This window comes from Emticicia sp. C21 (assembly GCF_003418935.1).
Taxonomy (GTDB): domain Bacteria; phylum Bacteroidota; class Bacteroidia; order Cytophagales; family Spirosomataceae; genus Emticicia.
On sequence record NZ_QVMT01000022.1, the window covers coordinates 48,133 to 64,145 of the forward strand.

The following is a 16,013-nucleotide window of genomic DNA, read 5'->3' on the forward strand; positions in this document are numbered from 1 at the left end:
GCAGTAGCGGCCTATTGAGATAATTTTCAAGTGAGAATGTCATATAGTATTCCTGATAAACTATTCTCTTCAACAAGACGTTTATCTAAACATAAGTGTTGCAATCATGAAAAACCAGTTAGTACATTATCGGTCGATAGGAGATGTAGAAGCAGATATTCTGATTCAGCAATTAGTAACGCAGGAAGGTATAGGCCTTCTTCGCGCTTTGATGCCTTTTTTGGCTGATTTTAAAAAACTGGATTTCCAAAATCAGCCACAGTTAATTCAAGATTTCCTGGCCCAAAATTCTGCTTTTCCTGATTTCTTCAATAAAAAAGAATTGATCCGAGCTACAGATTTTTATCGGCAACATCAACAAACTATCGGGTTGATTTTGGGGCTTTATGCCTTGCCTTATTGCTATTTAGGAGCCGATGGCGCAAGAGTACTCTATCTATCAGAAAGAATCAGAAAAGATACCTATAACCGATTGGTTGAAACAGGGAATTTTCTGAAAGCAGTCATGAATTATGACAATTGGGAGAATAAAAAAATATTTGCCATTTGCATAAAAGTTAGGCTCATGCACGCAGCTATCAGATATTTTACCTTGCATAGCAAGCAATGGGATATGGCATGGGGACACCCGATTAATCAGGAAGATATGTTGGGGACGAATCTGGCATTTTCGCTGGTGGTATTGAGAGGTCTGAGAAAGTTAGGATATAGTGTTGATAGCACTTATGAAAGAGCCTATCTGCATACCTGGAATGTGATTAGCTTTTTATTAGGTATAGATAAAGCACTATTACCCGCCAATGAGCAAGAAGCTATTAAGATTGAACGATTAATTTCTGAACGACAATTTAGACAATCGGCTGAAAGTCAAGCATTAACAGATTCTCTGATGCAAGCAGTTAGAGGCATTAGTCCAAATAATTGGACAGCCAATTTATTACAGGCACAATCAAGGTTTTTATTGGGCGAAAAATATGCAGAAATGCTGGGCGTAAAAGAAACAAATATTCCGGACACTTTGTTGAAAGTGTATAACACTACTTCTGTGGTATTATCAAAATTCTTCTGAAATGGATAATTCTCAACTAACATCAATGACTAAAGATAAAATTAAGCAAGCCTATATAGAGCATATTCTGGAGAAAGGTACGCAACCTGAATCTATCTATGCTTTTTGCAAAAAACTAAAAATTAAAGAGGCAGCATTTTATGAAGAGTATACTTCTTTCCCGCAAATAGAAAGTGAGGTATGGAAAGGATTCTTTTTAGAAACTATTACTTCTGCCCAGCATGAAGAAGTATACGCCGATTATTCGGTTCGTGAGAAAGTATTAGCCTTTTTTTATACCTGGATTGAGGTGCTAAAACAAAACAGAAGTTTCATCCTGAAATCGTACGAAGGCTTTCAGAAACCCATCTATACCAAGCGTAATGCTCAACTGGCTGATTTTAAAATAGCCTTTTACGATTATATTAACGAACTGGTATTAGAAGCCCGCGAAACCAAAGAAATAGAGCAGCGTCCGCTTCCTCAAATCACTCAACGTTACCCTGATTTATTCTGGGCTAAGACTTTATTCATATTAGATTTCTGGGTAAATGATACTAGTAAGGCCTTTGAAAAAACCGATACCATGATTGAGAAGTCAGTAAATACAGCCTTTGATTTATTAGGCCGCTCACCATTAGATTCCTTATTTGATTTAGGTAAATTTTTATTTCAGAACCGAAGAATTTAGTGATTAAGTGAATGAGTGATTGAGTGATTATTTTATTTGTTAACCTAGTTTAGTTTGAATTCTCAACTCACTAATTCGTAATTATAATCACACAATCACTCATTCACTAAATCACTCAATAATTAACTTATGAATTCCCAAGACAAAATACCTACCTCCAAAGTAGCCAGAGCCACACAATTTGTGAAAGCCGGAGTGAAAGTAGGAGGCAACTATATAAAGCATTATAGTAAGAAGATAATAGACCCCTCATTAAGCAAAGAGGAATTACACAAAGACAACGCCGCCGATGTGTACGAAACCTTGAGCAACCTGAAAGGTAGTGCCTTGAAAGTAGCACAAATGATGAGTATGGATAAGAACCTGTTACCAAGGGCTTATACCGATAAATTTGCGATGTCGCAATATTCGGCTCCGCCTTTGTCATCGCCTTTGGTTATCAAAACTTTCAAGCAGTATTTTGGAAAATCTCCATCAGACATGTTCGATAAGTTTGATTTAAAAGCCGAAAATGCCGCTTCTATTGGTCAGGTGCATCTGGCATATAAAAATGGGAAGAAACTGGCAGTAAAAATCCAGTATCCAGGTGTAGCTGAGAGCATTAGTTCTGATTTAAAAATGGCGCGCCCTTTAGCGGTACAATTGCTAAACCTGAATGATGCAGAGATCGACAGATATTTTAAAGAAGTAGAAGAACGCTTATTAGAAGAATCAAACTATGATTTAGAATTAAAGCGTTCCATTGAAATTACTGAAGCCTGTTCGCATATACCGCATTTATTTTTCCCGAAATACTATCCCGAATTTTCGTCAAACCGAATACTGACAATGGATTGGATAGAGGGTATGCACTTGAAAGAATTTCTTGACACTAACCCCTCGCAGGAAATCCGTAACCAGATAGGGCAGTCGCTTTGGGATTTTTACGATTATCAGATGCACACACTTCGCAAGGTTCATGCAGACCCGCATCCGGGCAATTTCCTGATGACACCCGAAGGCAATTTAGGGGTATTAGATTTTGGTTGTATCAAAGTAATTCCGGACGATTATTATCAGAATTATTTTGCGCTGATGAATCCTGATACACTGAATAATGAAGCGAAAATCCTGAAAATTTTCTGGGACTTAGATTTCTTATTAAAAGAAGATTCTCCAAAAGACCAGGCTTTTTTTACAGATATATTCAAACAGATGATTCGTTTATTGGGTCGCCCTTTTGATTCTCATACTTTTGATTTCGGTACGGCAGGCTATGTCGATGAAATCTATCAGTTTCTGGATTATATCTCTAAAATGCCTGAATTGAAGAATGGTAATTCGGCTCGTGGTTCGCAGCATGGTTTGTATGTCAATCGCACTTATTTCGGGCTCTACACCATTCTTAATGATTTAAAGGCCAATATCCGTACTACCAAGCCTGATTGGGTAACACCGAAGCATTTGAAAGAAGCATTGGTGTAAATACCAGTTTTTCTATACATTTGAGGCGCTTATAAGGTTTATAACTTTATAAGCGTTTTCATTTGCATACGTTTATAACCTATTACCACTCATTCATAATTATTGATTCGATGAAAAAACTTTTCCTTTTTCTTTCCTTAGCCATAGCATTAGGTGCTTGTCGTACCGCTAAAGTGGGCAAAACCAGTCAAGACGAAGTTGCAGTCACTTTTTTGCATCTGAACGATGTCTACGAAATTTCACCCCTGGATAACGGAAAAGTAGGAGGGATGGCAAGGGTTGCCACAGTACGTCAGGAACTATTAAAAGAGAACCCGAATACAATTACTGTTCTTTCTGGCGATTTTTTGAGTCCATCTGTAACAGGTACTCTGCGCTACGAGGGTAAGGGAATAAAAGGCCGGCAAATGGTAGATGCGATGAATGCCGCGGGCGTAGATTGGGTATGCTTTGGGAATCATGAATTTGATTTAGACGAAAAAGACTTACAGGAACGCATTAACGAATCGAAGTTCAACTGGTTGAATACCAATGCCTCTGAGAAAATTAACGGTAAACTGGAACCTTTCGGAAAAATAGTGAATGGTACAAAAATACCGTTCCCGAAAACGAAGATTTTTACTTTTAAAAATGCCAAAGGCGAAGATATAAAAATGGGAATGTTTGGAGTTGTATTACCATCTAACCCAAAAGATTATGTCTTTTATGATGACTTTTTCGAGGCTGCCAAAAAAGCTTATGCAGAACTAAAACCGCAATGCGATTTTGTCGTAGGTCTTACTCATATCAACAAAGTAGACGACATCACGTTGGCAGGTATGCTACCGGAAGCAACGTTAATAATGGGTGGGCACGACCACGAGAATATGAAAGAGAAAATAGGCAATGTAATTATGGCTAAAGCTGATGCCAATGCCAAGACAGCCTATATCCATAGAATTGTGTACAATAAAGCTACGCGTAAAGCAGAAGTAAAATCTGAATTACGGAAAATAGATAATACAATCCCTGACAATCCCGAAGCGGCTATCGTAGTAAAAAAATGGGAAGATATTGCTGATGCCAGCTTTAAAGCCATTGGCATTGATAAAAACGAAGTAATTGCCGACCTGAAAGAGCCTTTAGACGGACATGAGGCAACCGTAAGAAATCAGCAGTGCCCTATGGGAAGTATGATTGCCAAAGCTATGACAACTGCTACACCCGAGGCAACGGACTGTGCGTTTTTCAATGGTGGTTCTATCAGAATTGATGATGTGGTATCAGGCAAAATTACGCAACTGGATGTACTAAGAATTTTACCTTTTGGCGGAAAAGTAATAGCAATAAAAATGCGAGGACGCTTATTAGAAAGAATCCTTGAAACCGGATTAAAAAATAAAGGGAGTGGAGGATACCTGCAATGGGATAAAATTACGTACGACGAAGCAAAGAAAGAATGGAAAATCAATGGGAAACAATTAGATGTAAATCAGGAATATAAAGTGGTAACGAGTGATTTCCTGCTAACAGGTAAAGAACGCAATCTTGATTTCTTTGTTAAAACTAATCCTGACATAATCTCTGTAAGTGATTCTTTCCCTGATGGCGATGTAAGAAATGATATAAGAAAAGCAGTGATAAGCTTTCTGAAAAAAAACTAGATTTTTTCCAACCATTCTAGGGCGATTGTTGTCATAGTATATAATAGGTTAAAACACAATACTATGAAAAAACTATACTTTCTGGCAATTCTCGCCCTCTTGAATAGTTGTATGCATGAAGATGAAAAAGTGGCGAACGAAAAAGTAATGGGTTACCGGCCCATCTACACCGATTATGCCAGCATCAGGAAAATAGAACTGCAAAAAGCCAGAGGACTCACGCACCCTGGTAAAATCTACACAAAAGGCAAATACCTTTATATCAACGAATCGGGGGAAGGCATCCATATTTTTGATAATTCAGATAAAACTAATCCTAAGCCTGTAGCCTTTCTTGCCATTCCTGTCAACAAAGATATTTCTATCAAAAATGATATTCTCTATGCCGATAATGGAGATGATCTGGTAAGTATTGATATTTCAAATCCGAACAACATAAAAGTTTTGAAGCGGGTCGAGAAAGCTTTCCCGTACCCGAGTTATCCGAATGAAAGAGGCAAATTTGAATGCGTTGACCCAAGTAAAGGGTATGTAAAGGCCTGGGAGTATGTCGAGTTAATCAATCCTAAATGTTTCCGCTAATCCATTATACGCTATGAAAAAAATCATCTATAGTCTGGTTTTGATGGCATTCATCTACGCTTGTAAAGGAGATAGCGTTTCTATGGATAATGGTTCAAGTGTTGGTAGGGGAGGCTCTACAGCGCGCTTTACCATAGCCGGCAACTATTTATATATTGTCGATAACCTGTCATTAAAGGTTTTCAGAATTACAGAGCCGCAAAATCCTGTTTTCGTAAAAAGAGTGGCACTTAACACGGTAGTAGAAACCATTTTTCCTTTTGAGGGGCACTTGCTGGTAGGTACACAAACCGGTATGTTTATATTTAGTATAAGCAATCCCGAAAACCCATCAAGAGTGGCGGTGTATTCACACGTAGTGTCCTGCGACCCTGTGGTAGCTGAGGGGAATTATGCCTATGTTACCCTTCGTAGTGGCACAAACTGCAACCGAGGGTTGAATTCATTAGATGTAGTTGATATCAGAGACATGAGCAAACCGCAATTGCTGAAGAGCTACCCAATGCAAAGTCCCCATGGTTTGGGCGTAGATGGTAATCTCTTATTTGTGACCGAGGGAGACCATGGGCTTAAAGTATTCGACAAAACCAATCCGAATGATATTAAGCTTATTAAATCTTTTAATGATTTTACAGCTTTTGATGTCATCCCTGATGCCAATGTATTGATTATAACAGGCAAACAGGGTATTTATCAATATAGCTACAATGCACAACAAGAACTAAAACTGCTGAGCAAAATCCCGATTGAATCATGAGATATACCACACTGAGTTTGCTTTTCGTTATAGTCTTATCTAATCAATTATTCGCACAGGATTCGCTTCAAAAGAAACATCTGGCCTTTAAAATAGCCCCTCTGGCTATATTAGATATTGATAATACCTTTCAGTTTGCTATAGAGCATCGCCTGAAAGGTAATAGATGGACTTTGTCGGAAGAACTAGGCTATGGTACATCGGCCGGGAATTTCTGGACGGCCCTTGATGGGAGTACTGAAAGTAGATTCAGAGAAAATATCCGGGCAAAATTAGAAGCACGAAAGTATAGAAATGGAAGTGCTTTTAATGGGAGATATGTAGCCTATGAGCTACTATTTAAACAAATCAACGATAAGGCACAAAGAAGTATAGGCCGGGAGTGTGAGAGTGGCATGTGTAATTATTATGAAATAGTCAATTATCCTATTAATAAGTATGTGGTGGGTATTAGTGCAAAAATCGGATATCAGATAAGAATACGTAATGAATTGAAAAAAAGTACGAACTTTGTATTTGACTTTTATGTGGGCGCAGGATTAAGGCGGATTATGATTAATCATCATGATCCGAATGAAAACCTGCAAGGCAGCATAAATATGTATACTGATCATTATTATGGCGATGGCTTATTCAGCAACTCAGGGCTTGGGTACAGAGACAGAAACTATAACATTCCCCATTTATCCTTGGGTCTCAAATTGGGCTATCTCATTTTCTAAACCATTCATATCAGGTTTTTTTATTTTTGTACTTTGTTTTTGTGGCATTGAAACCATAGGGCAGAACAGCTTTTCGTTTCTTACAACACCAAATAATGCACGACTTAATGCCTTGGGTGGAGTAAATGCTTCATTGTTCGGTAAAGACATTAATTTACATACGGCTAATCCTGCCTTGTTAGACTCTTCTCAACGAGGACAATTGGGAATAAACTATTCACCTTATCTCGCACAAAGCAATTTTTTTACACTAAATTATGCACCAAAGTTTAAAAATACTGCCGAACAAAGTCAATGGGGCATTAGTTTGCAGAACCTGAACTATGGTACTTTTCAGGGAACCGATGCTGTTGGCAACCCAACTGGCGAATTTTCGGCTAATGATTTTTCATTAGGAGTTACCCATGCCCGAAGACTCAATAATATCTCTTTTGGTATTACTGCAAAGCTGGTAGGGTCTATCTTAGAATCGTACAATTCAATGGCTATACTCACCGATTGGGGAGGCACTTTTAAGCATCCGAAGTATGATTTAAACTTGGGTATTGTGGCTAAAAATATTGGGTTTGTAGTAAAAAGCTACGGAAATATTAAGCCTGATATACCCTTTGATTTACAGATTGGAGCCTCATTCAAACCTGCACATATGCCTGTAAGATTTTCGATTACAGCCCATCATTTATACGTTTTTGATATAGCTTATAATGACCCATTTTTCAACTATACCTTTGATAATCAGGGAAATAAAGTGCCAAAGAAAGTCTCTACAGCCGATAAAGTACTACGGCATTTTGTAGTTGGTACCGAAATTCTGATTCATAAAAATTTCCATCTTCTGGCCGGATATAACCATCTTCGTCATCAGGAACTCACGGTTAATTCTCTAGGAGGGGCAGGCGGTTTTTCGTTCGGGGCTAATCTTCGTATCAAGCAATTCGGTTTTTCATTTTCCCGCTCTTCGCTTACTACAGGTAAAGGTTATTTCACGTTTAGTGTACTCTGGGATTTGCTCAAACGATAAAAAAAACTTTTAGTATAGGTGCAATCGAAAACTGGTAAGTTTTTTGTTAAGCCCTTACTAACTTTCTGCGGCTTTTTCTTTCAATTTCAGGCTCTTCATTTTAATTCTTTTTTTGTTCAATATTTAATTTTTATATCACTGATTATCAGGGGTTTATGGTTTTTTGTGTATCCGCTTGATAAGATTTTTTGTCGATGGCATGGCATTTGCTTTATAAGGATATTAGAGGCGAACCTAAACATTTTTTGACTAGCCTCTCAATATACCCAACTCAAAAAAAGCAGATTTAAAAATTAGGTGTCCATTGTAATAGAAAATACCTATTGCTCTCCTAAATTTATTAATTTAAAGAGAAGCCTCTTTTGGCAGACTTATGTTGTTTATAAGTGTGTCGTAGGCTTCTGTCTATGTGCTCTGCTAAGTATTTCTTCTTTCGCTCAAAGTGTATCGGTCTCTGTTAAAAGCGAACATCTCCTTGCTACAAGTTTAATTGCCAATACAGGCCTTTCAGATCATACGGTTGAAATAACTGCGTTAGCAAATACATCCGGCACTGAAGGCAGAATTTATACAGAAGGTGAAAAATTCTTTCTCAAGAATACTATTCCGGCTTTAGAATCAGAAACACCTAAAGGCTATGCAGCCGAAAAAGCATTTGCCTGTAGTAACGTCACTAATGGTGGAACTATAAACACCAGCAGCGGCCAGACTTTTCAGATATATTGTACTACCTCAGCCGATCCGAGCACTTTTCTTAATTCTGCTACACCTTCAGGGGGGAATACTAACTATATCATTTACCAATGGCAGCGCAGTATAGATAATTATACCTGGACAGACATTTCGGGTGCTACTTCAAGCACCTATAATCCCGGGTCAATTACCACACTCACGTACTATCGTCGCTTAGCCAGAAGAAATGAGTGTACAACCTGGGTTTCATCAAATGTGATTTTTATTGCAGTAAATATGCTGCCAACTGTGACCCTATCCAAAACTGACCCTACTTGTGGTGGCAGTAATGGAACTATAACTGCAACAGGAAGTGGTGGGATATTAGGTTTAGGTTCAATAACCTACCAGTACTGGACCGGCATCAGCGGCTCAACTGTAGCAAACCTGACAAGTAATGCAAATTACCCGAATAATCCTACCTATACTACTGCTCTGACTTCGATGGAAGCTCCAACTGACATTGCGGATAATTTCGGTAGTCGTATGATAGGATACTTAACACCCACTATTACCGGAACTTATTATTTCTGGATTGCTTCAGACGACGGTAGTGAATTATGGTTAAGCACTACTGAAAGTGCTTCCAATAAAACCAGAATTGCTTATCATACCAGTTATACCGGCGAACGTGAATGGAATAAGTTCTCTACGCAGAAATCAGTAGGAATAAATTTAGTTGCCGGAGAAATATATTATATAGAGGCCATTCACAAAGAAGGTGGGGGAGGCGATAATCTGGCTGTAGGATGGGCAAAACCGGGGGAGTCGACAACTTCCCCTTCTGAAGTTATACCGATAGACGCAATCAGACCCTACGCTACCTCATCTGTCACTACGGCTACTTATCAGTACATGCTTAATAATAGCGGTACATGGGTAACAAGTAATGTTTTTACAGGATTAGCTGCAGGAACTCATACGGTAACTATTAAGGATATAGCCGGTTGTTCGACTTCAACTACAATCACTTTAAACTCATCTACGCCAAGTGTAACAGCAGATAGCAATGAACCTATTTGTGCTGGGCAAACGCTTAACCTGACAGGTTCAGCAAGCCCAACACCAAGTACCTATAAATGGACTGGTCCGGGGAGCTTTACTTCAACCTCGCAGAATCCAAGCAGAACGAGTGCTACCACTGCTATGAGTGGCATTTATACTTTAGCCGTTACATTTTCAGGTTGTACGGCAACAGTTACAGCAACCACTTCAGTAACTGTTTCTACTGTTCCATCAACACCCAGTGCAACAGGTGCCACCCGTTGCGGCACAGGTACAGTTACGCTTTCGGCAAGTGGCTGTTCAGGTACCTATAGATGGTATAATGTATCTTCAGGAGGGTCTTCTTTAGGTACTGGTAGTAGTTTCACTACACCAAGCATTTCTAATACAACTACTTATTATGTTGAATGCAACATTGGCTCATGTACAAGTGGTCGGGCATCGGCTATAGCTACTGTAAATGCTAGTCCAAGTCCAACTGCTACAGGAGACACTGAATGTGAGGGTTCGACTATTATTTTAGGTTCAACAGGTGGCACATCCTATTCATGGACAGGCCCTAATAGTTTTACTTCTAACTTACAAAACCCGAGTATTCCAAATGGTACAACCAATATGTCGGGAATATATACTGTAACCGTTGCTAATTCCTCAGGTTGTACAGCTACTGCTACAGCCAATGTTTTGGTAACAGCAATTCCGGCTGCTCCTACAGGTTCTGACGTAGTTCGTTGTGGTACCGGAACTGTTACATTAACAGCCACTGGTTGTAGTGGTACATATACATGGTATGCTAATGCTACTACTTCAACCAATTTGGGAACTGGAGCAAGTTACACCACCCCAAGTATCTCTTCAACAACAACCTATTATGTAAGCTGCACATTGAATAATTGTGTAAGTGATACAAGAGGCTCAATAGATGCCGTTGTTACTTCGCCACCATCTGCACCAACGGTTGTTAATGGCTCGCGTTGTGGTACAGGTACAGTGGTGCTTTCAGCTAGTGGATGTTCAGGAACATACGCCTGGTATACAGCAGCTACCGGAGGTTCTTCTGTCGGTTCTGGTAGTAGTTTTACTACTCCTGGTATTTCGGCAACAACTAGTTATTATGTTGAATGTAATTTTGGTTGTTTAAGTAGCAGAGCAGCGGCCATTGCAACAGTGAATGCGAATCCAACAGCCATTGCTACCGGGGATACTGAATGTGAGGGGTCTACTGTCGTATTAGCTTCATCAGGTGGTACCTCTTATAACTGGACAGGCCCGAATAGTTTTGCCTCTACTATACAAAACCCAACTATTTCGAATGGAACCCTTGGAATGTCGGGGGTATATACAGTAACAGTAACGAATGCAGCAGGTTGTACAGCTACGGCTACAGCAAGTGTATTAGTAAAGCCTATCCCCGGTGCACCAAGCGGTACTGATATAGCTCGCTGCGGCACAGGGACGGTTACCCTGACAGCTACTGGATGTAGCGGTACTTATACCTGGTACGCCAATGCTACTTCTTCAACCAGTTTAGCAACTGGAGCAACTTATACTACACCGAGTATTTCTTCAACAACGACCTATTACGTAAGTTGTACCTTGAATGGCTGTGTGAGTGATACAAGAGGTTCGATGGATGCCATTGTGACTACTCCACCTGCCGCACCAGGTACAATAGGTGGTAGTAGATGTGGTACAGGTACAGTAACGCTTTCTGCGAGTGGCTGTGCAGGCACTTATGCATGGTATGCAGCAGCCACAGGTGGTAGCTCACTAGGTTCTGGTACTACATTTACTACCCCAAGCATTTCAAGTACTACTACTTATTATGTTGAATGTAACTACGGTTGTGTGAGCACAAGAGCAACAGCAGTTGCTACTATCAACGCTTTGCCAGCAATAACTACAACCGGTGATAATGAATGCCAGGGCTCTACTATAGTGTTAGGTGCTACAGGTGGTACCTCTTATAGCTGGACTGGTCCGAACGGATTTACTTCTAATCTGCAAAACCCGACAATTGCCAACGGAACAACAGCGATGTCGGGAGTATATACAGTTACAGTAACCAATGCATCAGGTTGTACTGCTACTGCTACAGCAAGTTTATTGGTGAAACCTATTCCTGCTGCACCAACTGGCAATGATAACAGTCGTTGCGGCTCTGGTACCGTAACATTATCAGCTTCGGGCTGTACGGGCGGTACTTATACCTGGTATGCAAACGCGACTACTTCGACAGTTTCAGGAGCCGGATCAAGCTTCACAACGCCAAGCCTTTCAACTACTACTACTTATTATGTAAGTTGTACTGTGAATGGTTGTACCAGTTTAACCAGAGGATCGGCTGATGCGATTATTAAACCTGTACCTGCAGCACCAACAACGAGTCCGGTTAGTCGTTGCGGAACAGGATCAGTTACACTTTCTGCAGATAATTGTGCTGGAACAGTAACCTGGTATGCCAATTCGACCACTTCAACAGTTTTAGGAACTGGAAATTACACAACACCGAGCCTTGCCTCTGGCTCAACAACTACTTATTATGCCACCTGTACAGTAAACAGTTGCGTAAGTACAAATAGAGCCTCTTTAACCGTAACAGTTCTGATACCTCCAACAGCAAGTGCATCCAGTACTGGTACTCACTGTATGGGAACAACTTTTAAACTGATAGGTGGAGGAAACGGGGAAAGCTTCTCATGGAGTGGTCCTAATGGTTTTAGCAGCAGTGAACAATCACCTTTGGTCACTAGTGCTACCAGTGCGATGTCTGGTGTTTATACATTAACTGTAACTGGTAGCAATGGTTGTACAGCTACAGCTACCACAAACATGGTGATTAACAGTAGCTGTGCCTCTATATGTACTACGCCTGTGGCCGTAACGCCTACCAATCCAACCTCATGCTCCGGAACTGACGGATATATTTTTGTAACAGAGTATGGCGCAGGGCCTTACTATGAAAGCAGTATGGATGGAATTACCTGGTATAATTCAGAAAAGACTTATTCGGGTCTGGGTGTTGGTTATTATACCATATTTATCAGAGACAAAACCTCAAAAATTGTTTGTAGAACAATTTCGGCGGTTCTAATTTCATCAACCAGTTCTTATTTTACTGGTGCTACTACTACCTCTGCAACCTCTTGTTCGGCTACTGATGGAAAAATCGTTTTGCAAAATGTTTTAGGAACAGATGATGTTTCCTGGATTTCTTCAACGAGCCGTAATTATGTAAAAGTTTCTTCTCTTTCTCCTGCTAATACTATATCAAACTTATCACAAGGTACTTATTATGTAGTAGTTTCCAGAGGGGGTAATCCACTTTGTTATAGCGAAAGAAAAGTAACTGTGGGTAATAGTGGAGCTGCTTGCCCGCCTGGTCTGTGTACTACTACAAAAAGCTCAAACCTCTTTCCGGGTGGCGATTTTGGTTCAGGTAGCTCTCAGAACGGTCCTTCTTTAGCGCCGGGAGAGACACAATATAGCTATGCACCTATTGCTAGTGACTCACCAAATGATGGTAATTATGCAATTGCAAATTCAACAGATTATAATGGCGCAACAACAGGGGGAAATATCTTTACAACCTGGGATATTTTAACGCAAGACCATACTACAGGCGATGTAAACGGGTATATGATGATTGTCAATGCATCTTTTAACCCTGATATTGTTATTGAAAGAACTGTAACCAACCTGTGCCCGAATACAAGATATGAATATAGTTTATGGATCTATAATATTTGCCCGGCAGCTAATACCTCCGGCTGTACCATTAAGCCTAATTTAACTTTCCTGGTTGATGGGGTTGGTAAGTATTCCACTGGTGATATAACAGGAACCGGCTGGCAGAAGGTGGGCTTTACGTTTACTACCGGCAATGCAACTACATCAATATTCAGTGTCAGAAATAATGCGACGGGTGGGATGGGAAATGACTGGGTGATTGACGATATCGCTATTACTCAGTGTTTGCCAAGCATTACGCAAAGTGCGAATATGACCAAATGTATTGGTACTACCGGACAAACCGTATCTGCCACAGTAACCGATGGTAATACTCAATATACCTACTACAAGTGGCAACAAAGTACTGATGGCGGCACTACTTGGTCTGACTTGACAAGTGGAGCAGCGGCTACCTTCTCATCGGGTTCATATACTGTTTCTTACGCATTGCCAACAATCACAGCGGCAATGAACGGAAGAAAGTATAAAATTGTGGTAGGTACTTCTTTGGCTAATTTAGCTAATTCTGATTGCTCTTTTGATGGTAACGAAACAACATTGACGGTTCCGACAATCACTGTTACTCCTTCAGCTAACCAGAATATCTGTAATGGAAGTAGTGCAACAATTACGGCCAGCGCATCAGGCGGAAGCAGCCCTTATACTTATTCTTGGAGTAATAGTTTAGGTACAGGTGCCTCTAAAACTGTAAGCCCTACTACTACAACTGTTTATACAGTAACAGTTACTGATGTCAATGGATGTACAGCTACTGCAACTACCCAAGTAACTGTGAATAGTTTACCCCCGGCACCTACCGCGGTGAACGCAAGTAAATGTGGTGCTGGAACAGTAACTCTGGGTACCACAGGTTGTAGCGGTACAGTAACCTGGTATGCGTCTTTAACAGCAACGTCAAGCCTTGCAACCGGAAGTAACTATACAACGCCAAGCATTAGCACAACTACTTCATATTATGTAACCTGTACAGTAAATGGTTGCGTGAGTGCCTCCCGGACAACAGTGACAGCTACGATAAACCCAGTACCTACTGCAAGCGCAACCGGAGATGTAATATGCGAGGGTAGCATTATCAATTTATCAGCCAATGGTGGAAGTACCTATAATTGGGTGGGACCAGGCGGGTTTAGTTCGAATTCACAAAACCCAACCATAGCTAATGCAGCTATCGGAATGAGTGGAATTTATACAGTTTCCATTTCTACGACTCAAGGTTGTAGTGCTACAGCCACGGCAAGTGTAACGGTTAATCCGGCTCCTACACCAGCTATTTCAGGAAATACATCGATTTGTATCGGACAGTCGACTACGTTAACGGTGAGCGGCGGAGATAGCTATCTTTGGAGTACGGGACAAACCACAGCAAGCATTAACGTTAACCCAGCTACTACCACTACTTATACTGTTACAGCTTATGCAACTAATAGCAGTTATACTAATCTGGTTAAAAACCTGTCTATTTTCAATGCTGCTAATTTCAGTTATATCAACTCCTCTGCTTCTTATGCCGGCCCACAGAATTTATTCGATGGAATAGATAATACAGGTGTTGATACCTACCATGCAACCAGAATAACTAATGGACAGACATGGGGGATTGGTTATGCTTTAGGCGGTGACTATCTGATTACCTCACTAAGCCTTGACGGAAGAAATGATTGTTGTACTGAACGTGCTAAAGGCGGAGTGATGCAAATCTGGAAAAATGGCTCAATGGTTTATCAGAGTAGCGTGGTTACTGGTACAGGTAATGGAGTAATTAGTGCTACTCCTGCCCCAAATGTAATAGGGGATGAAATAAGGTATGTTTTCTTGGCAGGAGCCAATACGGCTAGTGGAGAAACTACACTTAACTTTGCCGAGTGGATTGTAGGTGGTTCAAAAGTATGTTCGGCTACTACTCAGGTAACAGTTAATGTGAATACATTGCCTTCCCCAACAGCAAACTCAAATAGTCCGATATGTTCTGGTAAAACCTTAAACCTGACAGGCTCTGGCGGCATAAGTTATCAATGGGCAGGCCCTAATGGATTTTCATCTGGTACCCAGAATCCAACTATTACCAATGTTGCAACCCCTGCTAATTCCGGAACATACACAGTAACAGTAACCAATGCAAATGGTTGTTCTGCAACGGCAACAACATCAGTTACAATTAATGCTATACCTGAAATTACTATTGGCTCTAATAGCCCTGTGTGCTCAGGTCAAACTTTAAGTTTTACAGCTTCCGGTGGTACAAGTTATCAATGGTCAGGTCCTAACAATTTTTCATCTACTAGCCAGAATCCAAGTATTGCCAATGTAAATTCAATACATTCAGGTACATATACCGTTACTGTCAGCAATGTAAGTGGTTGTACATCCACGTCGACAATAGTAATTAATCAGCCTCCTGTCCTAACAACAAGCATCACCAAAGTCGATGTAAGCTGCAATGGAGGCAATAATGGCAGTGCAACAGTAACACCGGTTGGTGGAACCTCTCCTTACACTTATCAATGGTCACCAAGTGGCGGCACAGGTGCGACAGCGAGTAACTTAACAGCGGGTACTTACACAGTCACAGTTACTGATGCCAAAGGATGTACAGCA

9 protein-coding genes are annotated in these 16,013 nt (G+C 40.5%); all 9 read left to right on the forward strand.

Annotation, left to right across the window (positions count from 1 at the left end; genetic code table 11):
- The first annotated feature begins 106 nt into the window (after nucleotides 1-106).
- A complete protein-coding gene (locus D0T08_RS26750) occupies nucleotides 107-1,069 on the forward strand; it encodes an oxygenase MpaB family protein (RefSeq protein ID WP_116985829.1) in 963 nt (320 codons plus the stop codon).
- A gap of 25 nt (nucleotides 1,070-1,094) precedes the next feature.
- Nucleotides 1,095-1,739, forward strand: a complete 645-nt coding sequence (locus D0T08_RS26755; RefSeq protein WP_116985837.1) for a TetR family transcriptional regulator C-terminal domain-containing protein — start codon at nucleotides 1,095-1,097, stop codon at nucleotides 1,737-1,739.
- 129 nt (nucleotides 1,740-1,868) lie between these two features.
- Entirely contained in the window at nucleotides 1,869-3,203 is a 1,335-nt protein-coding gene (locus tag D0T08_RS26760) for an AarF/ABC1/UbiB kinase family protein (RefSeq protein WP_116985830.1), read from the forward strand.
- Between the two features lie 110 nt (nucleotides 3,204-3,313).
- The gene (locus D0T08_RS26765; RefSeq protein WP_116985831.1) at nucleotides 3,314-4,846 is read left to right on the forward strand and encodes a bifunctional UDP-sugar hydrolase/5'-nucleotidase; all 1,533 of its coding nucleotides are present in this window, start codon (nucleotides 3,314-3,316) and stop codon (nucleotides 4,844-4,846) included.
- 63 nt (nucleotides 4,847-4,909) lie between these two features.
- The gene (locus D0T08_RS26770; RefSeq protein WP_116985832.1) at nucleotides 4,910-5,428 is read left to right on the forward strand and encodes a hypothetical protein; all 519 of its coding nucleotides are present in this window, start codon (nucleotides 4,910-4,912) and stop codon (nucleotides 5,426-5,428) included.
- Between the two features lie 13 nt (nucleotides 5,429-5,441).
- Nucleotides 5,442-6,185 (forward strand): LVIVD repeat-containing protein, encoded by a 744-nt coding sequence (locus D0T08_RS26775; protein WP_116985833.1) that lies wholly within the window; start codon nucleotides 5,442-5,444, stop codon nucleotides 6,183-6,185.
- Nucleotides 6,182-6,907 carry a hypothetical protein gene (locus tag D0T08_RS26780; RefSeq protein ID WP_116985834.1) on the forward strand — a complete coding sequence of 242 codons (726 nt, stop codon included), beginning with the start codon at nucleotides 6,182-6,184 and terminating at the stop codon, nucleotides 6,905-6,907. Before D0T08_RS26775 ends, D0T08_RS26780 begins: the two co-directional genes overlap by 4 nt.
- Nucleotides 6,810-7,928 (forward strand): type IX secretion system protein PorQ, encoded by a 1,119-nt coding sequence (porQ, locus tag D0T08_RS26785; RefSeq protein WP_158561358.1) that lies wholly within the window; start codon nucleotides 6,810-6,812, stop codon nucleotides 7,926-7,928. The genes D0T08_RS26780 and porQ overlap by 98 nt, the downstream gene beginning before the upstream one ends.
- A gap of 297 nt (nucleotides 7,929-8,225) precedes the next feature.
- The coding region (locus D0T08_RS26790; RefSeq protein WP_147322853.1) for a PA14 domain-containing protein at nucleotides 8,226-16,013 on the forward strand (7,788 nt) is incomplete at its 3' end.

Coding starts and splice junctions, on each gene's coding strand:
- D0T08_RS26750 (WP_116985829.1), top strand. CDS start 107: ATGAAAAACCAGTTAGTACATTATCGGTCGATAGGAGATGTAGAAGCA.
- D0T08_RS26755 (WP_116985837.1), top strand. CDS start 1,095: ATGACTAAAGATAAAATTAAGCAAGCCTATATAGAGCATATTCTGGAG.
- D0T08_RS26760 (WP_116985830.1), top strand. CDS start 1,869: ATGAATTCCCAAGACAAAATACCTACCTCCAAAGTAGCCAGAGCCACA.
- D0T08_RS26765 (WP_116985831.1), top strand. CDS start 3,314: ATGAAAAAACTTTTCCTTTTTCTTTCCTTAGCCATAGCATTAGGTGCT.
- D0T08_RS26770 (WP_116985832.1), top strand. CDS start 4,910: ATGAAAAAACTATACTTTCTGGCAATTCTCGCCCTCTTGAATAGTTGT.
- D0T08_RS26775 (WP_116985833.1), top strand. CDS start 5,442: ATGAAAAAAATCATCTATAGTCTGGTTTTGATGGCATTCATCTACGCT.
- D0T08_RS26780 (WP_116985834.1), top strand. CDS start 6,182: ATGAGATATACCACACTGAGTTTGCTTTTCGTTATAGTCTTATCTAAT.
- porQ (WP_158561358.1), top strand. CDS start 6,810: ATGGCTTATTCAGCAACTCAGGGCTTGGGTACAGAGACAGAAACTATA.